Origin of the sequence: Bacillus sp. es.036 (assembly GCF_002563635.1) — a bacterium.
Lineage (GTDB): Bacteria > Bacillota > Bacilli > Bacillales > Guptibacillaceae > Guptibacillus.
Genome location: NZ_PDIZ01000003.1, coordinates 101031 through 124627 on the forward strand (window position 1 = coordinate 101031; position 23597 = coordinate 124627).

The 23597-nt window shown below is 40.8% G+C and carries 28 protein-coding genes; 23 read left to right on the plus strand and 5 right to left on the minus strand.

The window, feature by feature from the left end; genetic code table 11:
• Positions 1-50: 50 nt before the first annotated feature.
• Together ATG70_RS19240 and ATG70_RS19245 are read right to left on the minus strand one after the other, a co-directional pair.
• Positions 51-1994 (minus strand): oxidoreductase, encoded by a 1944-nt coding sequence (locus ATG70_RS19240; RefSeq protein WP_098446046.1) that lies wholly within the window; start codon positions 1992-1994, stop codon positions 51-53.
• Between the two features lie 153 nt (positions 1995-2147).
• Positions 2148-3005 carry a DegV family protein gene (locus ATG70_RS19245; RefSeq protein WP_098446047.1) on the minus strand — a complete coding sequence of 286 codons (858 nt, stop codon included), beginning with the start codon at positions 3003-3005 and terminating at the stop codon, positions 2148-2150.
• A gap of 106 nt (positions 3006-3111) precedes the next feature.
• Between ATG70_RS19245 and uvsE the strand changes: the two genes are divergently transcribed.
• Positions 3112-4119, plus strand: coding sequence for a UV DNA damage repair endonuclease UvsE (uvsE, locus tag ATG70_RS19250; RefSeq protein ID WP_098446604.1), 1008 nt, complete (start codon positions 3112-3114; stop codon positions 4117-4119).
• Between the two features lie 275 nt (positions 4120-4394).
• On the opposite strand, the gene ATG70_RS19255 is transcribed toward uvsE, so the two are convergent.
• Positions 4395-4979, minus strand: a complete 585-nt coding sequence (locus tag ATG70_RS19255; RefSeq protein ID WP_098446048.1) for a TetR/AcrR family transcriptional regulator — start codon at positions 4977-4979, stop codon at positions 4395-4397.
• Between the two features lie 128 nt (positions 4980-5107).
• Between ATG70_RS19255 and ATG70_RS19260 the strand changes: the two genes are divergently transcribed.
• Positions 5108-6097 (plus strand): NADPH:quinone oxidoreductase family protein, encoded by a 990-nt coding sequence (locus ATG70_RS19260; protein WP_098446049.1) that lies wholly within the window; start codon positions 5108-5110, stop codon positions 6095-6097.
• Between the two features lie 45 nt (positions 6098-6142).
• Here the strand turns inward: ATG70_RS19260 and ATG70_RS19265 are convergent, their stop codons facing one another.
• Positions 6143-6781: an O-methyltransferase gene (locus ATG70_RS19265; RefSeq protein ID WP_237438742.1), complete on the minus strand. Its 639-nt coding sequence runs from the start codon at positions 6779-6781 to the stop codon at positions 6143-6145.
• Between the two features lie 355 nt (positions 6782-7136).
• Between ATG70_RS19265 and ATG70_RS19270 the strand changes: the two genes are divergently transcribed.
• From ATG70_RS19270 to ATG70_RS19300, 7 genes are all read left to right on the plus strand, one after another.
• Positions 7137-8033, plus strand: a complete 897-nt coding sequence (locus ATG70_RS19270) for a hypothetical protein (protein ID WP_098446050.1) — start codon at positions 7137-7139, stop codon at positions 8031-8033.
• Between the two features lie 160 nt (positions 8034-8193).
• Positions 8194-8676, plus strand: a complete 483-nt coding sequence (locus ATG70_RS19275) for a PH domain-containing protein (protein ID WP_098446051.1) — start codon at positions 8194-8196, stop codon at positions 8674-8676.
• The gene (locus ATG70_RS19280; RefSeq protein ID WP_179886350.1) at positions 8669-10111 is read left to right on the plus strand and encodes a PH domain-containing protein; all 1443 of its coding nucleotides are present in this window, start codon (positions 8669-8671) and stop codon (positions 10109-10111) included. The genes ATG70_RS19275 and ATG70_RS19280 overlap by 8 nt, the downstream gene beginning before the upstream one ends.
• Before the next feature lie 22 nt (positions 10112-10133).
• A complete protein-coding gene (locus tag ATG70_RS19285; protein WP_098446053.1) occupies positions 10134-10439 on the plus strand; it encodes an antibiotic biosynthesis monooxygenase family protein in 306 nt (101 codons plus the stop codon).
• Positions 10436-10813, plus strand: a complete 378-nt coding sequence (locus ATG70_RS19290) for a hypothetical protein (protein ID WP_098446054.1) — start codon at positions 10436-10438, stop codon at positions 10811-10813. The genes ATG70_RS19285 and ATG70_RS19290 overlap by 4 nt, the downstream gene beginning before the upstream one ends.
• A gap of 4 nt (positions 10814-10817) precedes the next feature.
• Positions 10818-11477, plus strand: coding sequence for a cobalamin B12-binding domain-containing protein (locus tag ATG70_RS19295; protein ID WP_257147812.1), 660 nt, complete (start codon positions 10818-10820; stop codon positions 11475-11477).
• Positions 11461-12231: an STAS domain-containing protein gene (locus ATG70_RS19300; protein ID WP_098446055.1), complete on the plus strand. Its 771-nt coding sequence runs from the start codon at positions 11461-11463 to the stop codon at positions 12229-12231. Before ATG70_RS19295 ends, ATG70_RS19300 begins: the two co-directional genes overlap by 17 nt.
• Before the next feature lie 44 nt (positions 12232-12275).
• Here ATG70_RS19300 and ATG70_RS19305 read toward each other — a convergent pair whose 3' ends face one another.
• Entirely contained in the window at positions 12276-13037 is a 762-nt protein-coding gene (locus ATG70_RS19305) for a rhomboid family intramembrane serine protease (protein WP_098446057.1), read from the minus strand.
• Positions 13038-13204: 167 nt separating this feature from the next.
• Here ATG70_RS19305 and acpS point away from each other — a divergent pair, with 167 nt between their 5' ends.
• From acpS to ATG70_RS19375, 14 genes are all read left to right on the plus strand, one after another.
• Positions 13205-13564 (plus strand): holo-ACP synthase, encoded by a 360-nt coding sequence (acpS, locus tag ATG70_RS19310; RefSeq protein ID WP_098446058.1) that lies wholly within the window; start codon positions 13205-13207, stop codon positions 13562-13564.
• Positions 13565-13621: 57 nt separating this feature from the next.
• The gene (locus tag ATG70_RS19315) at positions 13622-15151 is read left to right on the plus strand and encodes an NAD(P)H-hydrate dehydratase (RefSeq protein ID WP_098446059.1); all 1530 of its coding nucleotides are present in this window, start codon (positions 13622-13624) and stop codon (positions 15149-15151) included.
• 62 nt (positions 15152-15213) lie between these two features.
• Positions 15214-16215, plus strand: coding sequence for a LolA family protein (locus ATG70_RS19320; protein ID WP_098446061.1), 1002 nt, complete (start codon positions 15214-15216; stop codon positions 16213-16215).
• Positions 16216-16392: 177 nt separating this feature from the next.
• A complete protein-coding gene (gene alr / locus ATG70_RS19325) occupies positions 16393-17559 on the plus strand; it encodes an alanine racemase (RefSeq protein ID WP_098446062.1) in 1167 nt (388 codons plus the stop codon).
• A gap of 128 nt (positions 17560-17687) precedes the next feature.
• A complete protein-coding gene (locus ATG70_RS19330) occupies positions 17688-17972 on the plus strand; it encodes a CopG family ribbon-helix-helix protein (RefSeq protein WP_048312993.1) in 285 nt (94 codons plus the stop codon).
• 4 nt (positions 17973-17976) lie between these two features.
• Positions 17977-18327: a type II toxin-antitoxin system endoribonuclease NdoA gene (gene ndoA / locus ATG70_RS19335; protein WP_048312992.1), complete on the plus strand. Its 351-nt coding sequence runs from the start codon at positions 17977-17979 to the stop codon at positions 18325-18327.
• 276 nt (positions 18328-18603) lie between these two features.
• On the plus strand, positions 18604-19425 hold the full coding sequence (locus ATG70_RS19340) for an STAS domain-containing protein (protein ID WP_098446063.1): 822 nt from the start codon (positions 18604-18606) through the stop codon (positions 19423-19425).
• Between the two features lie 12 nt (positions 19426-19437).
• The gene (locus ATG70_RS19345) at positions 19438-19794 is read left to right on the plus strand and encodes an STAS domain-containing protein (RefSeq protein WP_048312990.1); all 357 of its coding nucleotides are present in this window, start codon (positions 19438-19440) and stop codon (positions 19792-19794) included.
• A 3-nt stretch (positions 19795-19797) separates the two neighbouring features.
• Positions 19798-20199, plus strand: a complete 402-nt coding sequence (locus tag ATG70_RS19350) for an anti-sigma regulatory factor (protein ID WP_098446064.1) — start codon at positions 19798-19800, stop codon at positions 20197-20199.
• A gap of 16 nt (positions 20200-20215) precedes the next feature.
• On the plus strand, positions 20216-21226 hold the full coding sequence (locus ATG70_RS19355; protein ID WP_098446065.1) for a PP2C family protein-serine/threonine phosphatase: 1011 nt from the start codon (positions 20216-20218) through the stop codon (positions 21224-21226).
• Between the two features lie 75 nt (positions 21227-21301).
• Positions 21302-21631: an STAS domain-containing protein gene (locus ATG70_RS19360; protein WP_098446066.1), complete on the plus strand. Its 330-nt coding sequence runs from the start codon at positions 21302-21304 to the stop codon at positions 21629-21631.
• Positions 21632-21654: 23 nt separating this feature from the next.
• Positions 21655-22110, plus strand: coding sequence for an anti-sigma B factor RsbW (gene rsbW, locus ATG70_RS19365; RefSeq protein ID WP_048313049.1), 456 nt, complete (start codon positions 21655-21657; stop codon positions 22108-22110).
• Positions 22079-22870 (plus strand): RNA polymerase sigma factor SigB, encoded by a 792-nt coding sequence (gene sigB, locus ATG70_RS19370; RefSeq protein ID WP_098446067.1) that lies wholly within the window; start codon positions 22079-22081, stop codon positions 22868-22870. Before rsbW ends, sigB begins: the two co-directional genes overlap by 32 nt.
• A gap of 2 nt (positions 22871-22872) precedes the next feature.
• Entirely contained in the window at positions 22873-23475 is a 603-nt protein-coding gene (locus ATG70_RS19375) for a PP2C family serine/threonine-protein phosphatase (protein WP_098446069.1), read from the plus strand.
• Positions 23476-23597 lie beyond the last annotated feature (122 nt).

Sequence of the window (23597 nt, forward strand, 5' to 3'; positions counted from 1 at the left end):
AAATAGAAATAACAAAAAAGGCGCTCTAAGCACCTTTTTTGTTATGAAAATTACTGAACAGAAATTGTCTCAGGTTCAAAAGCAATTTTTGCTCCTTCATAGATCGCTCGCTTAGCATCAAGCTCTCCAGCAAGTCGTGCACCACCAATCACAGCTATATCGATCCCTCTTTGTGATAGATCTTCATATTCCTCAGGTATATTTGACTCCTGGCCAGCAGCCAGGATGATGGTGTCAGCTTCTAGGAATTCCTGCTCACCTGTCTCGCTGTTTGTAATCTTTAACCCTTCAGGTGTGATTTCTTCGTATGAAAGGTTGGTTCTGAACGTAACCCCATTTTGCTTCAAGTCTTGCAGCATCGCCCATTTTGTCGTCTTTCCAAGCCCTTCTCCCATTTTTCCGTTTCGTCTCAGAAGAAGAATGTCGTGAATTCCTTTTTCAATCAGAAAGTGTGAGACATCACATCCAATTCCACCTGCACCAATAATAATGACTTTTTTTCCAACTTCGCGGTTCCCAGAAAGAATTTCAGGATATGGAATGGCGTGTTTAACCCCATTGATGACAGGCAGCCTTGGAACAACACCTGTCGCAAGAACGACGAGATCAGGGGAGTGGGCTATCAAGTCGTCGGCATTCGGTTTATGATTAACGTTAATTTGAACGCCTAATCGGTTTAGCTCTGTTGTGTAGTAACGAATGGTCTCATCGAATTCTTTTTTTATTGGAATTTTTCTCGCAAGATTAAACTGCCCGCCAATGGATTCGTTCGCTTCGTAAAGCGTAACCGTATGGCCTAGTTCAGCATGGGCTCTCGCTGCCTCCATTCCGGCGACCCCGCCACCGATCACAACAACTGTTTTTGTTTTGTCCGCTTTTTTTATCGTCCATTTATGTTCTCTTCCAGCACGAGGGTTAACAAGGCAGGAGACGGCTTTTCCTTCAAAGGCATGATCAAGACACGCCTGATTACAAGCAATACAAGTATTGATTTGATCAAGAGCTTGTCCTTTTGCTTTTGCTAGTAAATTAGCATCAGCAAGGAATGGTCTCGCCATCGAAATCATATCGAGTTTATAAAGCAGTTCTTCTGCTAGAAGTGGATCATTAATCCGATTGCTACCAATGACCGGGATGTTAACGGATTCTTTGATTTTGAGAGCAGGTTCAATGAAGCCAGCGCGTGGCACCATCATTGAAATTGTCGGAATGGTAGATTCGTGCCAACCAATACCAATATTTAAAATATCAGCCTCATGCTCTTCTAACTTCTTTGCAAGTTGGATCGTTTCTTCAGGCGTTGAAGAATCAGGCACAAGATCGAGACCGGACATTCGAAAAATAATAGGATAATCGTCTCCAACAGCGTTTCGAACAGATTTCAGTACTTCGATCGCAAACCGGGTGCGATTCTCAAAATTACCTCCCCACTTATCTGATCGCTTATTCGTCCTCGGTGACAGGAATTGATTAATTAAATACCCTTCAGAACCCATAATTTCTACGGCATCAAAGCCAACAGCTTTCGCTTTTCTCCCTGCTTCTGCATAGGATTCAAGCAAATTAAGGATATCGATTTCAGTTAATTCTTCTGGAACCTCTCTGTGTATAGGCGATTTTATAGGAGAGGGGGCGACGGATGGCACGCCATTCATTTGTGAATAGGCATATCGACCAGCGTGAAAAAGTTGCGCAGCAATGCGTCCGTTTGCCTCATGGACGCTATCTGTTAGTCGTTTCATCACTCTAAGATCATCTTCCCTGTAGAATCCTAGAAAATGATGTCCCCCATCTCCTTCGGGAGAAACGGAAATGCCACCAGTAACAATCAGTCCTGGACCGTTATCACCTGACCGTTCAGTATAGAAGGAAATGAGTGCATCCTCCTGATCCTTACTTCCTTCCATTCCAAGGTGCATCGACCCCATCATCACTCTGTTCGGCAAGGTCAGTCTTCTTAATTGAATAGGTTCAAATAATTTTTCCCACTTCATTTTACCATTCACCACACTTCTTCGTTTTGAACACATTTCGATGAATGGTCATTCATTTCCTGTAAAGAGAGCGCTTTTTTATTTATTTTTTTCTTGAATTAGTTGAGAAAATAAAAAAAGAGAGCGCCATTGCGCTCTATCTGGTGTTGCTACCTAGTTCTTTTTAAAGGCGACTAGAAGCCCTCCTTCTCCAGCGTATGTTCCAATGAGCGGACCCATTGTAGAGAGAATGACTTGTTTAAACGGATAGCGTTCTTGAATTTGTTCGATCAAAGCTTTCGCTTTGTCTTCGCAGTTACTATGAGCGACCGCAATCACTTTATCTTCAAGATTATGTCCATAGTCTCCTATTTTCTGGATAAATTGACGAACAGCTCGTTTATTCCCACGAATTTTATCAAGGACTTCAAGCGAGCCATCGTCATCACTTGCTTTCATAAGGAGCTTAATATTAAGGGCAGAAGCAATGGTTCCCCTCACTCGATCAAGGCGTCCTCCCTTGATAACGTTCTCAAGTGTATCTAGTAAAAACATCGTAAGCGTATCTTCTGTATACTCATGTGCTTGTTCAACAATGTCATTAAAGCTATGACCATCGCGTGCCATCTCCGCCGCATGATAAACAATAATCCCAAGACCTGATGAAGCTGTTTTAGAGTTGATCACTTCAATGTTTCGATCAGGATGTTCCTCATGAAACATTTTTTTCGCTAGAACAGCGTTGTCATACGTACTACTAAGTGCTTCAGAAAGCGCTACTACAAGAATATCGTCTTCCGGACTAGTTTCTTCAAATTTTGTAAGAAAGTCCTGGGGTGATGGGGCAGAAGACTTAGGAAGTTCTTTTGATTTTTTTAGTTTCTGATAGAACGTCGGTGTATCAAGATCTACTCCAGCTTTGTATTCTTCGTCACCAAAGAGAAGGTTGAGTGGAACGACCGTTACGTTCAATTCATTGAGCAGTTCTTCAGGGAAGTCAACACTGCTGTCAGTAATGATTCGAGTTGCCATACAATTACCCCTTTTTTATTATTACCCGCATCCAGGTATTACGTCTATTGTACCACGCTTCCACTCCTAATCGAGGGGAAGTTATTGCTCATGGATGAAGAGTGAAATGGACAGCCTAATAGAAAGATTTTTGAGAGGTGAGAACGAATTGACAATCATTCAACTTGGCTATGTCGCTATGAGTACAGAACTTGTAAACAGCTCTCCGTCTCAGACGATGACTTACGCGCAATTTCAGAAAATCAAAAACACAGAAGCCGCTATTCGAAAGCTTGAGCGGATCGCTAAATCAAACTTAGAAAATTGTCTCAGACTTTTAAAACATAATAAAGGGAATGACATTCACTTCTTTCGGTTAAGTTCTCGCTTAATTCCTCTTGCAAACCATGAGGCCCTGGAAGGATGGGATTATTTAACCCCGTTAAAAAATGAGTTAAAAGAATTGGGTGATTATGCAAAAAAAGAAAAAATGAGAATCGGTTTTCACCCAGATCATTTTGTGCTGCTTAATTCTCCTAAAAAAGAAATCTTACAAGCTTCTGTTCAAATGCTCACTTTGCACGTTCGTCTTCTTGAGGGGATGGGCATCGATTCGACCCATCGATGTGTCTTGCATGTGGGCGGTGGTTATGACGACAAAGAGCTGTCGCTTGAACGCTTTATCCATAATTGGATGTATACCCCAAAGAAAATACAAGAAACCATTATTTTAGAGAACGATGATACAACCTTCACACTTTTGGATACGCTCTATTTATGTGAGAAGTTAAATGTTCCAATGGTTTTTGACTATCACCACCATATGGCCTGTCATGAAACCAAAGAGTGGGAGAAGGATTGGGGGAGAGTGGTTGATACTTGGAAGAACTCGCCACTCCCTGTGAAAATGCATATTTCCTCACCCAAAAATGAGCAAGAATTTCGTAGTCATGCTGATTATGTAGACGTTGATTGGTTCTTTTCATTCTTGAACAAAGTAAAAGGGAGTACCGAACAAATTGATTGCATGATTGAAGCGAAGCAAAAGGATGCGGCATTATTTCAATTAATGGAGAAAATTAAGAAGCGAGATGATATCGAACTCATTGATGCGTCTACATTTAGAATAAAGTAAAACCGGGCATACTTTGCCCGGTTTTACTCTGTGATTCGTTTGCTTCTTTGTTTTGTTGAGGGTTTTGTTTCATTGGCGTGGTCAACAGCCTGAGAAAGTTCTTTCTTCATACCACGTTTTTTTTCTTTTGCCATAAAATCTCCTCCTTACATGAAGTTAGCGTGTCCGAGCCGGCGAGTTTTATCCATTGCAAGTGTCACTTCTTAAACGTAATTCTTTTAAATGGAGAAGAAATGGAATGGATTGAAAAATGCGACTGCCAACGATGAGCCGCATTAGCTTAAGTATGAGGTAATGGCTTGATAACACGCCTGTTTGTAAGCCCGGTGTTGTGAATGATCGCCGGTCATCATCCATTGAATCATATATCCGTCAATCATAGTCCGTATGGCTCGACCAGCCGTTTCGAAATCGTTGACGACAAAGGTCTTTTCCTTCGCTCCCTGCATTAAAATCTCCTTAGAGATTGAAGCACAATTTTGGTAAAAGCGTTCGTTAATTTCACGATACCGGTTGTTTTTTGTAGCCTGTGCTAGAAAATCTAAATAAACACGGTAGAATTTCTCATTCTCTTCAGCACTAACAAACACAGTATTTATATAAGCTTGAAGCATGCTTTCTGCAGATGTTTCTTTTGCAACCGCTTCTTTTTCTTTCTCATAAATTCGCTCCGTAATTTGAGCGAGGAGATGTGCAAGGACATCTTCTTTGTTTTGAAAATAATAATTCGGAACGCCTTTACTTACATTGGCATAATCCGCAATATCTTGTAGTGTCACGGCTTCGTAACCTTTATCAGAAACGGCTTGATAAGCTGCTTTAATGATTTGTTGCCGTTTTAACTCTGCTTTACGGTTCATTTTAGTCCTCTCCTTACAGAGCTTATTATACAGGAATTCAAATAAGGATTAAAGAATTCAGTTTAATTGACCAGTCAGAATAATTTCTGTTAAGCTTATACCGAATGAAAGATCAAGGAGGAATAAAAATGGATCAATTTAAAGCATTAGTTGTTAATAAAGTTGAGGATGATACAAATATAGCGATTCAGGAATTCACGAAGGAAGACCTACCTGAAGGTGATGTGTTGATCAAAGTCCATTATTCAAGCGTGAATTACAAAGATGGATTAGCAGCGCATCCAAAAGGTAATATCGTAAGAAACTACCCTCATGTGCCAGGGATTGATCTTGCAGGAGTTGTGGCTGAATCGGATCATCCAGATTGGAAAGAAGGAGACCGCGTCATCGTTACGAGCTATGAATTAGGCGTATCTCATTATGGCGGCTTTAGTGAATACGCAAGAGTAAAATCTGACTGGATTGTCCCGCTCCCCGATGGTTTATCTCTTAAAGAAGCAATGGTTTATGGAACAGCTGGCTTTACGGCCGCGCTATCTGTTTACCAAATTGAACAAGCAGGAATTAAGCCAGACAAAGGTCCTATCCTTGTAACGGGCGCTACCGGTGGAGTTGGGAGTATGGCCGTTGCGATTCTTGCCAAAAAGGGATATGAAGTTGTAGCCAGCACAGGGAAAGAATCTGAGCATAGCTATTTAAAAAAGTTAGGCGCAACTACGGTTGTTGGCAGGGAAGAAGTAGCTCCAGAAGGGTTTAAGCCAATTGGTAAGCAAAAGTGGGCTGGCGTAGTGGATCCAGTTGGTGGAGAAACGCTCGCAGCTGTACTAAGTAACACGATGTATGGCGGTGCTGTTGCGGTTAGTGGTCTTACAGGCGGACCCAAAGTTCCTACGACAGTATTTCCTTTTATTCTAAGAGGCGTTAATTTACTAGGAATTGATTCTGTGTACTGTCCGATGGAAAAGCGGAAAGAGATTTGGAAAAAAGCTGCTGATGAATACAAGCCTTCTGAGCATCTTGAAGCTATTCAAAATGAAATTACTCTTGATGAACTACCAGATGTATTACGCAACATTTTAAATGGAAAAGTTCGTGGCAGAACAATCGTCGCATTTTAAAAACGGGAGGCGGAGCAAAGCTCTGCCTCCTTTCATTTATTACTGCTAAGGTTTTACTCGGCAAATGGTAAGGCCATCGCAAAGAGGGAGGAGCATTGCTTCCACTCTCTCATCAGTGGCAACTTGTTCGTTGAATTCGCGTATAGCGGTTACATGAGCAGTGGTTACATTTTCATCAAAAACGTTGTCACCCTGGAGCGTATTATCAGCTACGATAACTGCTCCTGGTGTAGCTAATTTTAAAGCGGCTTGAAAATAATTTGGGTAATTGATTTTATCGGCGTCAATAAAGAAAAAGTCGTACTGTTGACCAGCACTATGTAGAGAATCCATGTTCTGAAGAGCTGGACCAATTACATATTTAACTTTATCGCCAAGACCCGCCCTATTTAAGTTGTCTTTCGCGACATTTGCATAAGCTTCCTCTAATTCGAGCGACGTAAGTGACCCTTCTTTATCAAGTGCGCTGGCAAGCATAATACCACTATAGCCGCCTAAGGCTCCAATTTCCATAATGTTTCGTGGCTTAGCAATGCTGACAAGTAAAGAGAGAAAGCGCCCAACCTCTGGTTTAACTGAGATAGCAGGCATACCATTTTTACGAATACTTTCATTGACTGATTGCAGTGCTTCGTCTTCATTTCCGAATAGATGTTGAATATACTCATCGTGGTTACGTGCCAAGCAAATCTCATCCTTCCTCGTATTAGTGGATTCGTACTCATTGTTATGCAGTCAAAGGTGGCTGTCAAGGTTAAAGTGCTACTTTTGAAGGAGCGTCGAAAGGAAAAGGAGCAGTAGAAGAACTCGCTTCATTCTAATGCTGAGGAGTAAAGACCTATAACTTTCCACAATACTTGGGAAAGTAGGAAACGATTCACGCTAATAATCCTACTAAAGTTATTGTTATTTCCCAATACCCCCTTGACGAATTGTTTGTTAAACTAGTAATAACAGCAAGGATCGGTTGCAAACATCTATCCTTTTTCCTACTTGCCTCAACGGAAGAAGGCAGCTGATTACGAAGGGAGCGTTTAGAATGCCGTTTGAGCAAGGGAGCAAAGCACTAAAATCTGATGGGCATAAGCACACTACCCAAACATCTGAGCGGGTCAATGTACCCAAACTACCAATCGCAAGTGAAGAAGGCTTTTCTAATGTTGTGAGGGATTCAAACCAAAATTATTGGTTTACCAAGCAACTTTCGCCTAATCATGTCGAGGTTTACGTCTTTGTTCATAGCCTTGCTCAACTAAGAACGTTCCAAGTAAACGGTAAACCAAGCTTTTATGAATATCCTGAAACCATTTGTATTGCTTGTGAAGGAGAAGAATGGAACGGTTGGATTTATGAGTTTTCGAAGGAAGACCCAAGAATGACACATCAGTGGCACGTGAATGGTATTTTTTGTGATTTAAAAAGAAGAGGAAATCAGCTTATTGTATCATCGTACCATGTTGAAGGGGATGAGGCCCTGTTAACAACGTTTGGTGATTCTGGCAAAAAGGTGATTCCCTTAGAAGCAGGCTATTCCCCGGTAAACATGATGGTTGCTGAAGAGGGCGTTTATGTTGCTGCTCTATCGATTTCTGCTTCTTACCAGGATCAGGTTCTTTTACTTGATGATACGTATCAAATTAAAAATACTTTTAAACTTGATTTTTCACCGCGAACGATTCATTCCTGGAACGGGAGTATAATCGTCCATGGGATTAACAGAAGAAATGGTAAAAGTGATCAGCTTGTTTACATTTGTTCTAAAACAGGTCGACAGGAGAAATTCCCAATACCGAGTTGTGAGCTAGTTCAGTGTTCAGAGCAGCATTTAACTTTTTATAATGCAGATACTAAAATATTATCGATCTTTGACCATCAACAAAAAGAAATCGTTAGTATGAGAGAATCAGAACGTCCTTACGTATCAAATCACTTTTAATAAGAGTAAAAAAACTTGAGCTGCAAATAGCTCAAGTTTTTTTGTTATTATCCAACCTTTCTTATTATGAAACAGAGGAATAGAAGGCATAACCTAAGAATGATATAATTATTCTCATACTTAAGAGATGATAACTATTCAATAGAAAGTGAGGAAGCCGATGCGACTGGAACCTTCAAAACGGATTGACCCAAAAGGGTTGAAAGTATGGCAAATTACAGGGGGAATGGTTTCACTTATTTCCATTTTACTCCTAAGTGGTTTGTTTGTCGTTCATGTCATCGTACGACCTCTCCCATTATGGATTTTAGCGGTAGGTTGTGTGCTTGCTCTTCTATTTGTCATTCTCCAGACATGGTTGCTACCAAAACTTCGCTGGAAAAAATGGAGATATGAAGTCACTGAACACGAGATTGAACTGAAACATGGCGTCATTATTGTGAAACGAACTCTCATTCCGATGGTTCGGGTTCAACATGTTGATACGAGACAGGGACCGCTGTTACGAGCTTATCGTCTGTCATCGGTAACGATTTCAACTGCAGCTACGACGCATGAAATACCAGCTCTTTCAAACGAAATTGCTGATGAGCTAAGGAATCGTATCTCGATTCTTGCAAGGGTGGCGGAAGATGATGTCTGAGAAAAAACGCCTGCATCCAGTAGCCATGTTGTTATCTTTTATAAAGTACGCTAAAGAAGCGGCCATCCCGCTGATTTTCTTTGTTTTTGTTGGAGGAGGAAATGGCTACGAGTGGTGGCACTTTCTAATGATTGGAGCACTTCTTCTATTCACCGTAGGAAATGGAGTGCTCGGATGGTTTTTTTATACATATCACATTGAAAACAATGAGCTACGCATCCATCAGGGATTTATTTTTCGTAAAAAGCGATTCATTCCTAGGGAGAGAATTCAATCGATTGATTTTTCTCAAGGGTTAATACAGCGTGCATTTGGACTCGTTAAAGTGCAAATTGAGACCGCCGGGGGTGGCGGGGAACCGGAAGTGGTCATGTCAGCGTTAAGACGGACTGATGCGGAATTGTTAAAAAGCAATCTTTATCAGAAAAGAAATGCGGTCACTGATGAAGTGATGGAAGAAGTGGAGGAGAAACCTCCGCTGCTTTATAAACTTTCATGGAAAGAATTACTGATTACAGCTTCAACTTCAGGTGGTATAGGGGTTGTTCTTTCCTTCGTAGCGGCAATTGCCTCACAAGTAGATGATTTCATTCCTGATCAGTTCTATGAAAGTATCACAGAGCGGGTGATGGATGCTACACTTCCATTTCTATTACTTGCAGTCGCCTTTCTCCTCTTGATATCATGGTTTTTCTCAGTCGTTGGCACAGTGCTAAAATACGGTGGTTTTGTTCTCAAGCGACATGAGGATGAGTTAATTATTAATAGAGGAATTCTTGAAAAGCGTCAGTTAACCATTCCTGTTCATCGCATTCAGGCGATTCGAATTGTGGAAGGGCTCCTTCGCCAACCATTTGGTTATTCGGTACTTTACGTAGAAAGTGGCGGCGGTGGAGGAAAAGAGGAACAGTTTTCAACCGTTTTATTTCCACTCGTTAAACGAAAAAGAGTGAAAACATTATTGGGGGAAATCCTACCTGAGATGGCCATCCATGAAGAATGTTCGTCCTTGCCTTTAAGAGCAAAAAGACGTTATTTCATTCGAACCCTACTCCCTGCCGTATTACCAGTAGGATTAATAACTTACTTTGTTCCATACGGAGCTTTCTCACTTTTGTTATTGCCAATTTGCTTTTTCATTGGGTATTTGCATTACCGCGATGCAGGTTGGGGCATCAAAAAAGACGTCGCTCTTCTGCAATTTAGACAAATTTCAAAAACGAGAGTATACGTAGCAAGAAAAAACATTCAAGCAATGGAGATGGAGGCAACATTTCTTCAAGAGCCCAAACAATTAACGACCTTCAAAGTATCAATTTTATCAAGCTTTGCTGGAAAACAATTTAGGGTGAAAGATATTGAACATACAAATGGTGAAGATCTTTTAAATTGGTATTCTTACTGTGCCAAAAAAAATAGAAAAGAAGAGGTATAACATTTCTGTAAGGAGGGTATATATGTACATTGTTAATTCGGTGATTAATGTACCAGAAGAAAAAGTAGATGAAGTGATTGGCATTTATCAGTCACGTTCGCGGCGAGTGGATGAGTTTGAGGGGTTTGAATCTTTTCGACTTCTCCAAAATGAGAGTAAACCATCAGAACTCACCGTTCAAATGAAGTGGAAAACGAAAGAATCTTTTTTAACATGGATTAAAAGCCCTTCTTATAAAGAAATACATGACCTTGAAAAGAAATATCCTGATCAGGAACTTGCGGCAATAAAACCAAAAGTATCTCGCTTTAAGGTTGTAGCGGAATGATGAGTCAAATCGACGCGATTATTGACCGGGTTGTTCAGGGTATCTACCATGATATGCCAGAACTATTAGAGAAGTTCGGAGAGCAGGGGCGTGTGAAGTGTCGTGAAGATAATTATCATCACATCAAACACTTGAATTCAGCGCGCAACCTGGATTCGAATGATTTTTTTGTTGATTATGCTTTATGGCTGAACAACATTCTAACGGCTAGAGGGATGAAAACCGAGCACTTAATTGATAATTTTCAGCGTCTGGAAAATGAATTGCGTGCATCTGAGTCGTTCGAGGAGAAGGAAGATTATCTTAGAACGTTGAAAATAGGTCTTACAGAGCTGGAAGAACTAACAGTTGATAGTTCTCATACAAAGAGGTGAGCATGTGCCGATAGATATAAAAGGGTTAACAGATGACTTTCTTGAAGGTGATCAAGATCAAGCGTGGGAAAGAATAACAGAGCAGTCCGAATTGATGGCAAATAGCCATTTAACTTTTGAAGCTTTTACGAAAGCCATGCAGCGCATTGGTAAGCTATGGGAAGAAAATGAAATATCAGTTGCGGACGAGCACTTAGCTACAACTACGTGTGATTATGTTCTTTCACGATATGCCCATTTTAGGAAAATTACGAGTAAGAACGAAGGTGGCCCGAAAGCCCTTTTTCTTTGTATTGAGCAAGAACAGCATTATTTAGGCTTGAAAATGATATCGTTACTCTTTCAAGAATATGGCTGGCAAACAAAGCTTTTTGGAGCCAATTTACCTCTTGAATATGCCTTAGAAAAAACGGCGAAATGGGGAGCGTCAGTTGTTGGTATTTCGGTTGCAATCTTGTATCATGCTGAGCGATTAAATCGTTATGTCACGGAGCTTGAAGCGTTGGAAAATCCTCCTGAAGTCTTAGTTGGAGGGAGGCTTACCTCACAGTACAACTTGTCTAAATATTGCTCTGAACATACAACGTTGGTTCCTGATTTACATCGTGTTCGTGAATGGCTGGAAGAGCGGAAAGGGAGTATGAATAATGTTCGATATAAATGATCATCCACTCCCTGCTTTTTTAGTTGATGAGGAACTAAACATTCTTTCACAATCAAAACTTGCAACGGAAGCTTTTTCTCCTCGTTCTTCTTTTTTAGAGCTAGTTGATATCGATAGTCGAACGAAAGCTGTAAAAATGCTGAACCCGCTTTTGAAAGAAACAGAGGTTGAATTAGTTATGGGTACTGCCCAGTCTCCTTATTCCCTGTTTCATGTTTATGCAAAGTGGTCCATAAGTGGTGGAGGACAGCTTGTGTGTGTAAGGCAAGATGAACGATTGGAGAAACTATCAAAGGCGCTTCAAAAACAGCAGGAAAGACTTGCGGATACAAACTTTGATTTGTTGGATAAGAAAGAAGAACTTGAAGCAGCTTTAGTGAAAGTGAAAAAGCTTTCTAGCCCTTTCCTCCCCATTTCAACGGCACTCGGTATTATTCCATTGTTTGGCGAGCTTGAGGAAAACCTGTTTCGAGTTAATGAGCATCAGCTGTTACAAACGCTTCAGAATGGCGATTATGAACGTGTAATTCTAGATTTTAGTGGGATTGGTGAGGTACACGCCAGTGGTGTGCTTGCGTTGATTTCGTTTTGTAGTATGCTCGAAGTGGTGGGGGTTTCTCCGATTTTATGTGGGATTAAACCCAATCATGCCCGACATCTAGCGAATCATGATTTTGCGTTACACCAACATTTTGATATAACAGGAAATTTAAAAAACGCCGTTAGCTACTATTTAAATGAGTCTTTGATGTAAAAGCCCAGTGATGAGATCACTGGGCTTTAATAATATCATTTTCATTATAAATATCTTGCTATAAAACCAAGTATAACAAGACCGATAAAAATCCCCCAGATAATTTTCCCACCACCAGAAGGTCCAGTTCGGATTTTTCTTCGCTGCCATCGATTTGGCTTAAAGCGAATTTCTCCACTATCAGCTGTTCGCCTTACGCGAACGATCCCTCGATTAATAAAAGGCTTCGCACCAATTAAAAGAATAGGTGCAAGTGCCGCTCCTCCAATGAAGCCAAAGAGGTGTCCAAGAATATTAATATTTGGACTAATGAACGTCATGACAAGTCCAATTCCGAGGATCATAAGTATGAGTTGGGAATTTGCCTGGTCTATTAATTCTTTGCGATAGAAAGCCATGTAAAAATAGATGCCAAACAATCCAAAAATAGCACCTGAGGCACCGACATGACTAAAGTTACTATCCTGCAAATAGAATGTAGCGATGTTCGCAATAATCCCAGCCCCAAAATATCCAATCAAGAACTTTGCTTTTCCGAGCATTTGCTCGAGAGCAGGTCCAAAGAGGTAAAGTGAAAAGGAATTAAAGAGGACGTGGGCAAATCCACCATGAAGGAAGATTGGAGTGATGAGTCTCCAGTATTCTCCTAGTTCAATTGCTCTGTTGTAACCTACCCCCAACCTGAGTATTGAGAACATTCCAAACAGGTTTACTAGAACGAAGAGGAGGATATGTATACCAATAAGTATGGAGATGATAGGATAATAACGAATAAATGAGCGAAAATCTTCATTTCGCACGAACATATGTCGACCACCTTTCTTGGAAACCAAAGTGTAAATGTTAGAATTGACTGCTCGCTTTATATAAAATCGAGATGGTTATTGCTTATAAGTTTAGCATAGCCAAAGGAAAAATCACTATTGAAAACACTATGCTAACTTTTAATGATTTAGTACGAAGGGGTTGGATCATGATTAAAGGTATCGGGATTGATATGATTGAGCTTGATCGAATAAAAAAAGTCATACAACGAAATGCTTCGTTTGCAGAGCGCATTCTAACAGAAAGTGAATTAAGTACTTATTACTTACTTAATGGTCATCGAAGTGTTGAATTTTTGGCTGGCCGTTTTGCTGCAAAAGAAGCATACGCAAAAGCAAGAGGAACTGGTATCGGGAAACTGAGCTGGCAAGATATTTGTGTACAGAAATCAACTGAAGGTGCTCCTTATATCGAAACAAAAGAGGAAAATGAGATCGTACATATTTCTATTTCACATACAAAGCAACATGCTGTTGCACAGATCATTATTGAGTGCTCGTCAAGCTAGTCTGCATATGATGGAGACTTGCCTCATATAATTTACCACGGTCAGGAGGGACCTGTTGTGAGAATCGTATCCGGAGAAGAAATGTATGAAGCGGACCGGTTTGCCATGGAGGAGATTGGAATAGCTGGTGCTATGTTAATGGAGAACGCAGGGAAATCTCTATTTGAAGCGATGAAAAGCAAACTTCATAAGAATGAGCGTATGGCGCTGTTAATCGGCACAGGGAATAATGGAGGCGACGGTTTTGTACTTGGAAGGTATTTGAAAGAGCATGGGTATGATGTTGATCTTTGGTTAATTCCCTCATACTCAAAAGTAAAGGGAGATGCTAAAACCCATCTAGCTATCTTTCAAAATCTGACCTACACGTGGAAACCGTATGAAGATGGCAAAGCATTTGTAGAATCACTTCCCGAGTATGGGGTTATCATTGATTGCTTACTAGGGCTCGGTTTATCTGGTGCTGTTCGTCAACCATATGATGATGTCATTAGGCTAGTGAATCAAACTCGTGCGACGGTTTTGTCAGTCGATCTTCCAAGTGGTTTACAGGCAAATGGTGGTTACAAAGAGGAGTGCGAGCCTATTCGTGCTGATTATACGTATACTATTCAATGCCCGAAGCTTGGAGCTTATCTTTACCCTGATGCTGAATTTTATGGAGAATTGGAGATTGTTGATATCGGTCTTCCACAAGCAGCTTTTTCATCAAGCGATAGAGTACTCTGGCAAAAATCAGACGTACATCGCACGCTTTCTGATCGATCGGCATCCTCTCATAAAGGAAGCCATGGAAAAGGTCTGGTAATTGGCGGATCAAGAGGAATGGTTGGCGCACCAATTATGACAGCGAAAGCAGCCTATCGAAGCGGAGCCGGTTTAATACAAGTTTCTGTTCCTGAGGAAATCCTGTCGATGACAGCTGGTGCCGTAGTTGAAACGATTTTTCAGGGGTATCCATCGCGTAATGGATTTTTCTCTGGTGAGGTGCCTGAGGATCTCGCACCATTTGACGGAATCGCGGTTGGTCCGGGTCTTGGAAGACAACCAGGGTGCAAACAAATCGTTGAAACGATGTTAGCGACAGATTCGCTCCTCATTTTGGACGCAGATGCCTTGTACCACTTAGCTGAGTTGAAAGAGCGCCTTAAGGCAAGAGAAGCACCAACTGTTTTGACACCTCATCCTGGTGAGATGGCGAGGTTAACTGGGCTGTCGATCAAGGAAGTGCAAAGGAAGCGATTCGACATCTCGCGAGCATTTGCTAAAGAGTTCGGTGTTTATCTTGTTTTAAAAGGCCCTTATACGATTGTAACTGCTCCTGATGGAAGTCAATATGTGAATACAACAGGTAATCCTGCGCTCGCTAAGGGTGGATCTGGTGACGTTTTAACTGGCATGATTCTTGCCTTTGTCATGCACAGCGCGTCTCTTCAAGAGGGGATAAGCAATGCCGTTTATTTACACGGTCAATCAGCAGATACTCTAGTGCAAACCGCTCATTCTACTCTTGATGTACTGGCAACTGACGTCATTGCTACAATACCAACCGTTCTGCATTCATTTCTCGAGCAACACCACGGATAGGTTTTTCACCATACAGGAACCTCCTTTGTCGTTTTAAATGAGGCAAAGGAGTTGGGGATAGAGTGAAAAAGTTCGGTGCAGTTTTATTAATTGGGATATTGATTGCGGTACTTGCAGGTTGCGGACAAAAAAGTCAGGAAGATGTGGTTAATGCCCTTGATAAGAAATTGAACGAAATGGAAGGGTATAAAGTTAACGCAAAAATGACGCTTGAAACAGGAGAAGAACCACAGCGTTACGATGTAGAGATCTGGTACCAAAAGCCATCTTATTATCGAGTTGAATTGAAAAACGAATCAAAAGAGCAAAGTCAAATTATCTTGCGAAATGATGAAGGAGTTTTTGTTCTCACCCCCGCATTGAATAAAAGTTTTCGATTCCAAAGTGATTGGCCTGAAAATGGTAGCCAGGCCTATCTGTATAATACGCTCGTGCAGGATATTTTAAATGATTCAGGAGCTCAATTCGAAGCGAAGGAAAATGATTATGTTTTTACAACGAAAACAAATTACCAAAACAAGAACTTATCGACCCAATCGATTCAATTAAATAAAAAGGACCTTGCACCAGAAAAAGTAACCATTATGAATCAAGATCAAAAGCCTCTTGTTGATATTGAATTTTCGGATATGAAATTCAATGCTTCTTTTGATAAAGGTGCTTTTGATATGGAGCGAAACATGACTGCTGCTCAACTGGAAGTGCCGGTGCTTGCAACTACGAATGAGCCTTTTGAAGTTGTGTATCCAATGTATGAGCCGCAAGGAACTGGTTTAACTGATGAGAAAGAAGTGGCAACCAATAAAGTCATGCTAAGTTTTACGGGAGAAAAATCTTTCACGTTAATAGAAGAGAAAAGTGAGGCTGCTGTTGAAACGAGTGCTCCTGTTAATGTAAGTGGCGGGCAACCCATTGATTTAGGTTTTACGATGGGAGTTATGACTGATACGACTGTCTCCTGGCATCACAATGGAGTTGATTTCTTCCTTGCGTCAGATGATTTATCTCAAGAAGAAATGGCTGCCGTAGCGAGGTCTGTGTACGGCATGACGGAAATTAAATAATACTTCAAAGAGGTTCAGCTATGACAAATGGCTGGACCTTTTTTGGAAATATGAAGTACCCAACCCACCACATTAGAGATCCGCCTTAAGCTTGTCGGGGATAAACAAGACGCTTGCGCTTTTCTTAAAATCTCCTAAAATAGAGGGCAGAGTGTATTGTTGTGGGAGGAAGTTGGAATGGACAATCAAGTGTTTTATCGTGGGACATGGGCTGAGGTAGACCTCGATGCTATCGAAGAGAATGTAAAGTCTTATAAACGATACGTATCGGATGAAGTAGGGATTATGGCTGTTGTGAAAGCCAACGGATATGGACATGGAGCGGTTGCAGTTGCCGAGAAGGCTTTACACGCTGGGGCTGACTATTTAGCGGTAGCGATTTTAGACGAAGCGATTGCTCTACGAGAAGCAGGCATTCAAGCTCCTATTCTTGTATTGGGATGGGTGCCGCCTATTTATGCTAAAGTAGCGGCTGTGAATGAGATCACCCTTACTGTTTTTCAAGAAAAATGGTTAGAGGAAGCTTTTGCAGTATTGGACGGAATGCTGCTGAACGTGCATCTAAAAATAGACACTGGTATGGGACGACTTGGCATTAAGGGAAAAAAGGAAGCCAAGCAAATCATTGAGTGTTTGAATACCTTTGCTTCATTTCATATAGAAGGTTTTTATACACATTTTGCAACAGCAGATGAGCCTAGTAATTCTTTTATTGAAACGCAGATAAAGAAATTTGAAGACATCACTTCCTTTCTTAAGGAGAATGGTTTGCAACCAAAGTGGATCCATCTTGGAAATAGCGCTGGATCGTTACGTGTTCCCGAACGGATTGGCAATCTTATTCGTCTAGGCATTTCGATGTATGGGCTAAGTCCCTCTCAAGAAATGAAGCCAATACTACCTTTTGCATTAAAGCCTGCGTTTTGCCTCTATAGCCAGCTTGTGCACGTAAAGAAAATGAAGGCTGGAGAACCGATTAGCTATGGTTCTACGTATCACACGGCTGAAGGTGAATGGATTGGAACGATTCCGATTGGATATGCTGATGGATGGATACGCAAGCTAGGTAAAGCGTATGTGCTCGTAAACGGTGAGCGTGCTCCGATCGTAGGGCGTATTTGTATGGATCAATTCATGGTTCGCTTGCCTTCGCAAGTAGAGGTTGGTACGAAGGTGACGCTGATAGGAACAGAGGGCGCAGAAGAAATTACAATAGATGACATTGCTGAGCGACTTGAGACGATAAACTATGAAATTCCTTGTATGATTGGACCGCGTGTTCCGAGACTTTTTCTCGAAAATGGAGAAAAAAAAGGCGTAATGAATACAATTTTAAAAAAATAGTAAAATAAAAGAAGGATTTTGCAAGAATATGATGAAATAGTCTTGTGGAAAGTTGTTTTGCAATGCGTCGCGCGCAATGGTAAGATTAATGGTGGAATACAATATGAGTAGCAGTGCTTCGGAGGTGTATGTTTGTGTCAGAGGCAAACAAAAAATCGATTGTTGTAACTCTCCCACAACATATTTTAAATGAGGTGGATGGTATTATTCAACAGGAACAGCTTGATCGTAACGAGTTCATATCACAGGCCACGACAATGTATATTCGCGAACGAAAGAAGCGACAAATTCGTGATGCCATGCGCCAGGGATACATGGAGATGGCTAAGATTAATTTGAACCTTGCAGCAGAAGCCTTTCTTGTTGAGGAGGAAGCAGAGCACACCGTGGACCGCTTAGTAAGCGGGGTGTAGTGGCTTGATTGTCAAACGAGGTGATGTGTATTTTGCTGACCTTTCTCCTGTTGTAGGTTCTGAACAAGGTGGCGTAAGACCCGTCTTGATTATTCAGAACGACATTGGGAATCGTTTTAGTCCTACTGTCATTGTTGCTGCAATCACTGCGCAAATTCAGAAAGCAAAGCTTCCCACACATGTCGAAATCGATGCGAAGCGCTATGGATTTGAACGTGATTCGGTTATACTGCTAGAACAAATCCGTACTATTGATAAACAGCGTCTAACTGATAAAATCACTCACCTTGATGAGGGTATGATGCAAAGGGTACAAGAAGCTTTGCAAATCAGCCTTGGACTTATTGATTTTTGAAAACGTATAATACCCAAACGAAGCTGCTCCTATGAGCAGTTTTTTTTATATCAATCCATTCAAACGTAAGTTAATTATTGGGAATATTAGTCACATAAACCCCTTTAATCCCGAACATTTAGTAGTGAGGACAGCAGGGAATTTTCTAGTTATGTCGAAAAGTGTGTTAAGATGAAAATGATGTAATGTGCTAAGACTACGAAAGCATAATTATTGCGAGACGTTCCATGCAATGAGAAGATAAATGAATGTAGAAAGATCGTAGGGAGGAGCAAGATGGACAAGTTAGTCATACAATTATTGAATGAAAGTCGTGAACGAATCTACACCAGGTGGATGGATGAGATGGAGAGGGTTCGTGATGAGCATCGGCTACAATCAATAACGGATACAGCCTATGAAAAAACGAACAAAGAGCTTTTTGAAATCATTTACACGCATATCGAGCAAAATGTTCATAAGCCAACAGATCGAATGACAGAGTTTGCTGAACATCTAATGAAGATTGGTTGGAGACTTAGCTATATAACGCAAGGTTTGCAAAACTTCCGTCGAATTATTTTAGCAGTTCTATTAGATGCGAATCAATCGAATGAAAAAGTATACAGTATGTATGATGAAATTGATCGTTGGATTGACCCTATTGTGAACCAGCTGATTAATGAAAGTGCAAAGAACTGGGAAAACACAGTTTCTATTCAAAAGGTCGCTCTTCAAGAATTGTCGGCACCGCTTATTCCGGTATTTGAGAATATTAGTGTCATGCCACTGATCGGAACCATTGATACTGAGCGAGCAAAGCTGATCATGGAGAATTTGTTAACCGGTGTAATTAAACATCGATCACAAGTGGTCCTTATTGATATTACTGGAGTGCCTGTAGTCGATACAATGGTAGCTCATCATATTATACAGGCAGCAGAAGCAGTTCGTCTCGTTGGGGCGCAGTGTATTCTAGTTGGAATTAGACCGGAAATTGCTCAAACAATCGTTAACCTGGGGATCGATCTTGGTCAATTCCCGACGAAAAGCACGTTATTTAAAGGCATGAAAACTGCATTAGAAATGACAAAACGCAAAATGATTGAGATTGAGTAAGGGGGGAAGACAATGCGAATTCCTATATTAAAATTGAATCAATATTTACTAATTACAATTCAAGTTGATCTCGATGACAAAACAGCACTTCAATTTCAGGAGGATTTGCTCGAGAAGATTCATGAAACAGGAGCAAAAGGCGTTGTAATTGATTTAACATCTGTCGATATGATTGACTCCTTCATTGCTAAAGTTTTAGGCGATGTGGTGCGCATGTCAAATTTAATGGGGGCAAAAGTAGTGCTGACAGGAATCCAACCTGCTGTTGCTATTACGCTAATTGATTTAGGTATTATGATGAAAAACGTCCCAACTGCATTAGATTTAGAACAGGGGTTAGAGAAATTACAACAGGAATTGGGGGGATAAGTTATGAATATCCAATCCTGTGTGGAAGTACGAAATGAGTGGGATATCGTGACAGCGAGGCAGTCTGGTAGGAATATTGCTAAAGAACTTGGCTTCGGTACGGTCGATCAAGCTCGCATTACCACGGCTATTTCTGAACTCGCGCGTAACATATACCTCTATGCTGGAAGTGGCGAAGTAGCCATTGAACGTGTAGAAAACGGTGGAAAATTTGGTCTTAAAATTGAAGCTTCCGACTCGGGCCCAGGAATAAAAGACATTAGAAAAGTAATGGAAGATGGTTTTACAACCTCTGGTGGTCTTGGAGCTGGTTTACCTGGTGTTAAACGATTGATGGATGAGTTTACAATTGATTCGAAAGAGAACGAAGGTACAGTTATCACTTCTATTAAATGGCTCCGTTAAGGAGGGATCGAGCATAATGGACGACCGAGATCTTCAATATCAAAAGTATAAAGCAATATTAGAAAATTATTTAGAAGAGCAATCTGAGCAAACCTTATATAAGGGACAGCAGTTTAGTCGGAAGATGATTGAACAAAAGATCTCCCCTGAAGAAGCAGTTAGTCTCCATGTAAGTGTTCTAGAGGAACTATTTCCTGATATTCCTGAGCCGCTTAAAAACTCGTATGATTTTTTGCTTGAAATGATGATTGGGTACGGATTCGCCTATCGAGAGCATCAAAGTCTTCGTAGTCGACAGCAGCAGTTGGAATCTGAAATTGAAATTGCTGCAAATATGCAACAAACGTTACTAGCGGGCGATAAACCTGAAGTACCCAATCTTGATATTGGTGCCATTAATAAACCCGCCCAGAAAATGAGCGGGGATTACTATCACTTTGTTCAAGACGAGAATAATTGTGTAAGTGTAGCGATTGCAGATGTCATTGGAAAAGGTATTCCTGCCGCACTTTGTATGAGTATGATTAAGTACACAATGGATAGCGCACCAGAGCAGCGAATGCAGCCTGGAGCTGTTCTTGAGAACCTTAATCGCGTAGTGGAACAAAATGTTGATCCTAATATGTTTATTACGATGTTTTATGGATTGTATGATCCAAGGGTGCATTCATTTTATTACGCTGGAGCCGGTCATGAGCCGGGCTTTTTTTACGATGCGGAAAAGGATGAATTTGAAGAGCTCTTTACAAAAGGACTAGTGCTTGGTGTCTCAAAGAAAACATCCTATCAAGAATATCAGCGCGTACTTAATGGAAATGATATGGTTATCATGCTTTCTGACGGTGTTACAGAATGCCGTTCAACAAATGGTTTTATTGAACGGGATGAAATCGTAGCGTTGATTCGTAAATATATTCACCTCTCAGCACAAGAAATTGTGGAAGAGGTTTACCGAGAACTTGAGCGTCTGCAGGAGTTTGAACTCAGAGATGATTTCACTCTGGTTATTTTAAGACGCGAGGTTTAACTTCTTTCTAAAAGTGGAATAAGGAAATAATGACTTTAACTAATAATTAGAAGCAACCTAACAGGGGGTAATGTTATGAATTTACAGATCAAACAAGAAGATCATGAGAATACACATCATTTACATATAGGTGGAGAGATTGACGCGTACACAGCGCCACAGTTAAGAGAGGCTTTACTTCCGCTAACTGGAAAAGAAGGTCATGAAACGCTCGTTCATCTTGGTGATGTTAATTATATGGATAGCACAGGTTTAGGTGTATTTGTTGGTGCGCTGAAATCTTCCAAAGAGCACGGTAGCTCGTTGAAACTAACTGGAATGACTTCACGCGTTCAGCGTCTATTTGAAATCACTGGACTTGATGAAGTGATTGACATTGAAGACGTAAAGGGGGGATCAAAGTGATAAACATTTCAGATTTTGTTGAAATGAAAATCCCTGCTCAAGCAGAATTTGTTGGTGTAACAAGATTAACGGTTTCTGGAATTGCGAATCGCATGGGCTACTCCTATGATGAAATCGAGGACATTAAAATAGCACTATCAGAAGCATGTACAAACGCTGTTAACCACGCATATAAAGAAGATGAAAAAGGACAAATTACCATTGGGTTTGGTATTTATGAAGACCGTTTAGAAATGATGGTCCTTGATCGTGGACAAAGCTTCGACTATACAAAGGTTTCTGAAAAACTAGGACCGGTTGATAGCGACAAGTCAGTTGAACAACTCAGTGAGGGAGGATTGGGACTCTTTCTGATTGAATCACTAATGGACAAAGTGGAAATCAGTGGAGAGGACGGAGTAGTAGTCATGATGACAAAGTTCCTCCACAGAGATGGGGTGGAAGTAGATGCCGACACAATCTCATCATCCCCGCAATAACAATAACAACGAAGTATATGAGTGGATTGAACAGTATCAAAAGGATCCAACAGACGAAGTCGTGCAATTAAAGCTAGTGGAGCGATATCAAGATCTCGTTCAGTCACTCGCCCGTAAATTCTCTAAAGGGAAAAGCATTCACGACGATCTTTCTCAAGTAGGGATGATTGGATTGCTTGCTGCGCTTCGTCGTTATGATCCTGAATTTGGTAGAAGTTTCGAATCTTTCGCAGTACCCACAATCGTTGGGGAAATCAAACGATTTATTCGAGACAAAACGTGGAGCGTACACGTTCCAAGAAGGATTAAAGAACTAGGGCCACGTATTAAGAAGGCAGTCGAAGAACTTACTAATGAACTTCAACGGTCTCCAAAAGTTGATGAGCTCGCTGAGTATTTAAATGTATCTGAAGAAGAAGTCCTTGAGACGATGGAAATGGGCAAAAGTTATCAAGCACTTTCTGTCGATAGTTCAATTGAAGCTGATCAAGAGGGTAGTACGGTCACATTACTCGATCTTGTTGGCGATCAAGAACAAGGATTTGATCTTGTTGACCAACAGATGCTTCTTAAAAAGGCTTTTGCAGTACTCACAGAACGAGAGCAAGAAATTTTGAACTGTACGTACTTTGAGAATATGAGTCAGAAAGAAACAGGTGAGAAGTTGGGTATCTCACAAATGCATGTTTCCCGTTTGCAAAGAAGAGCCCTAGAAAAATTAAGACAGGCAATTCGAATTGAACCTACGGAGGCCTTCTAGTCATGATCCATCATCATGATTTTGAGAAGCTTACTGTTGCTGCATACCAAAAGCCAAAGGCGGGTAATCAGATGTGCGGGGATAGCTATTTTGTGGCTGAAACATCCGATTATTTCATTTGTGCTGTAGCAGATGGTCTTGGCAGTGGTGACATGGCCAAGGATTCTTCTTTAGCTGCTATAAATGCAGTGAAGGACTATCAAGAAGAAGACGTAGAATCGTTAATGGTACGAGCGAATGAAGAGATGCGAGGAAAACGAGGCTGTGTTCTTTCTGTTTTTAAGCTTGATCTAAAGACGAGGCAACTTGAGTATAGTGGAATAGGGAATATTAATTTGATTATCTATCAACCAGACGGGAAAATTATTCGCCCGATTTCTTATTCAGGCTACTTGTCAGGTAAGCTTCAAAAAGTGAAAGTGCAAACCATTGATTACCCTTCAGGTTCTTCGTTCGTCACGTATTCTGATGGCGTTCAAATAAGTTCGAAAAACTATTCAATGATTGCTCGTTTCGACTCAGTGCATGAATCGTTTCAACATTTAACTGATACGCTTCCGTCTACAAATGATGATATCACTCTCCTTGTAGGGAAAACCGTATAAAAAAGTTCTTCCGTTTCGATAAAGGAAGAACTTTTTTTATTTTCATTAAAAAGACATGTACAGGACTAATTGTGGTTTTTTAGAGGGAAGCTTTTAACAAATCAACTTATCCGGTAAACTGA

Coding starts and splice junctions, on each gene's coding strand:
- ATG70_RS19240 (WP_098446046.1), bottom strand. CDS start 1,994: ATGAAGTGGGAAAAATTATTTGAACCTATTCAATTAAGAAGACTGACC.
- ATG70_RS19245 (WP_098446047.1), bottom strand. CDS start 3,005: ATGGCAACTCGAATCATTACTGACAGCAGTGTTGACTTCCCTGAAGAA.
- uvsE (WP_098446604.1), top strand. CDS start 3,112: ATGGACAGCCTAATAGAAAGATTTTTGAGAGGTGAGAACGAATTGACA.
- ATG70_RS19255 (WP_098446048.1), bottom strand. CDS start 4,979: ATGAACCGTAAAGCAGAGTTAAAACGGCAACAAATCATTAAAGCAGCT.
- ATG70_RS19260 (WP_098446049.1), top strand. CDS start 5,108: ATGGATCAATTTAAAGCATTAGTTGTTAATAAAGTTGAGGATGATACA.
- ATG70_RS19270 (WP_098446050.1), top strand. CDS start 7,137: ATGCCGTTTGAGCAAGGGAGCAAAGCACTAAAATCTGATGGGCATAAG.
- ATG70_RS19275 (WP_098446051.1), top strand. CDS start 8,194: ATGCGACTGGAACCTTCAAAACGGATTGACCCAAAAGGGTTGAAAGTA.
- ATG70_RS19280 (WP_179886350.1), top strand. CDS start 8,669: ATGTCTGAGAAAAAACGCCTGCATCCAGTAGCCATGTTGTTATCTTTT.
- ATG70_RS19285 (WP_098446053.1), top strand. CDS start 10,134: ATGTACATTGTTAATTCGGTGATTAATGTACCAGAAGAAAAAGTAGAT.
- ATG70_RS19290 (WP_098446054.1), top strand. CDS start 10,436: ATGATGAGTCAAATCGACGCGATTATTGACCGGGTTGTTCAGGGTATC.
- ATG70_RS19300 (WP_098446055.1), top strand. CDS start 11,461: ATGTTCGATATAAATGATCATCCACTCCCTGCTTTTTTAGTTGATGAG.
- ATG70_RS19305 (WP_098446057.1), bottom strand. CDS start 13,037: ATGTTCGTGCGAAATGAAGATTTTCGCTCATTTATTCGTTATTATCCT.
- acpS (WP_098446058.1), top strand. CDS start 13,205: ATGATTAAAGGTATCGGGATTGATATGATTGAGCTTGATCGAATAAAA.
- alr (WP_098446062.1), top strand. CDS start 16,393: ATGGACAATCAAGTGTTTTATCGTGGGACATGGGCTGAGGTAGACCTC.
- ATG70_RS19330 (WP_048312993.1), top strand. CDS start 17,688: ATGTTTGTGTCAGAGGCAAACAAAAAATCGATTGTTGTAACTCTCCCA.
- ATG70_RS19340 (WP_098446063.1), top strand. CDS start 18,604: ATGGACAAGTTAGTCATACAATTATTGAATGAAAGTCGTGAACGAATC.
- ATG70_RS19345 (WP_048312990.1), top strand. CDS start 19,438: ATGCGAATTCCTATATTAAAATTGAATCAATATTTACTAATTACAATT.
- ATG70_RS19350 (WP_098446064.1), top strand. CDS start 19,798: ATGAATATCCAATCCTGTGTGGAAGTACGAAATGAGTGGGATATCGTG.
- ATG70_RS19355 (WP_098446065.1), top strand. CDS start 20,216: ATGGACGACCGAGATCTTCAATATCAAAAGTATAAAGCAATATTAGAA.
- ATG70_RS19360 (WP_098446066.1), top strand. CDS start 21,302: ATGAATTTACAGATCAAACAAGAAGATCATGAGAATACACATCATTTA.
- rsbW (WP_048313049.1), top strand. CDS start 21,655: ATGAAAATCCCTGCTCAAGCAGAATTTGTTGGTGTAACAAGATTAACG.
- sigB (WP_098446067.1), top strand. CDS start 22,079: ATGCCGACACAATCTCATCATCCCCGCAATAACAATAACAACGAAGTA.
- ATG70_RS19375 (WP_098446069.1), top strand. CDS start 22,873: ATGATCCATCATCATGATTTTGAGAAGCTTACTGTTGCTGCATACCAA.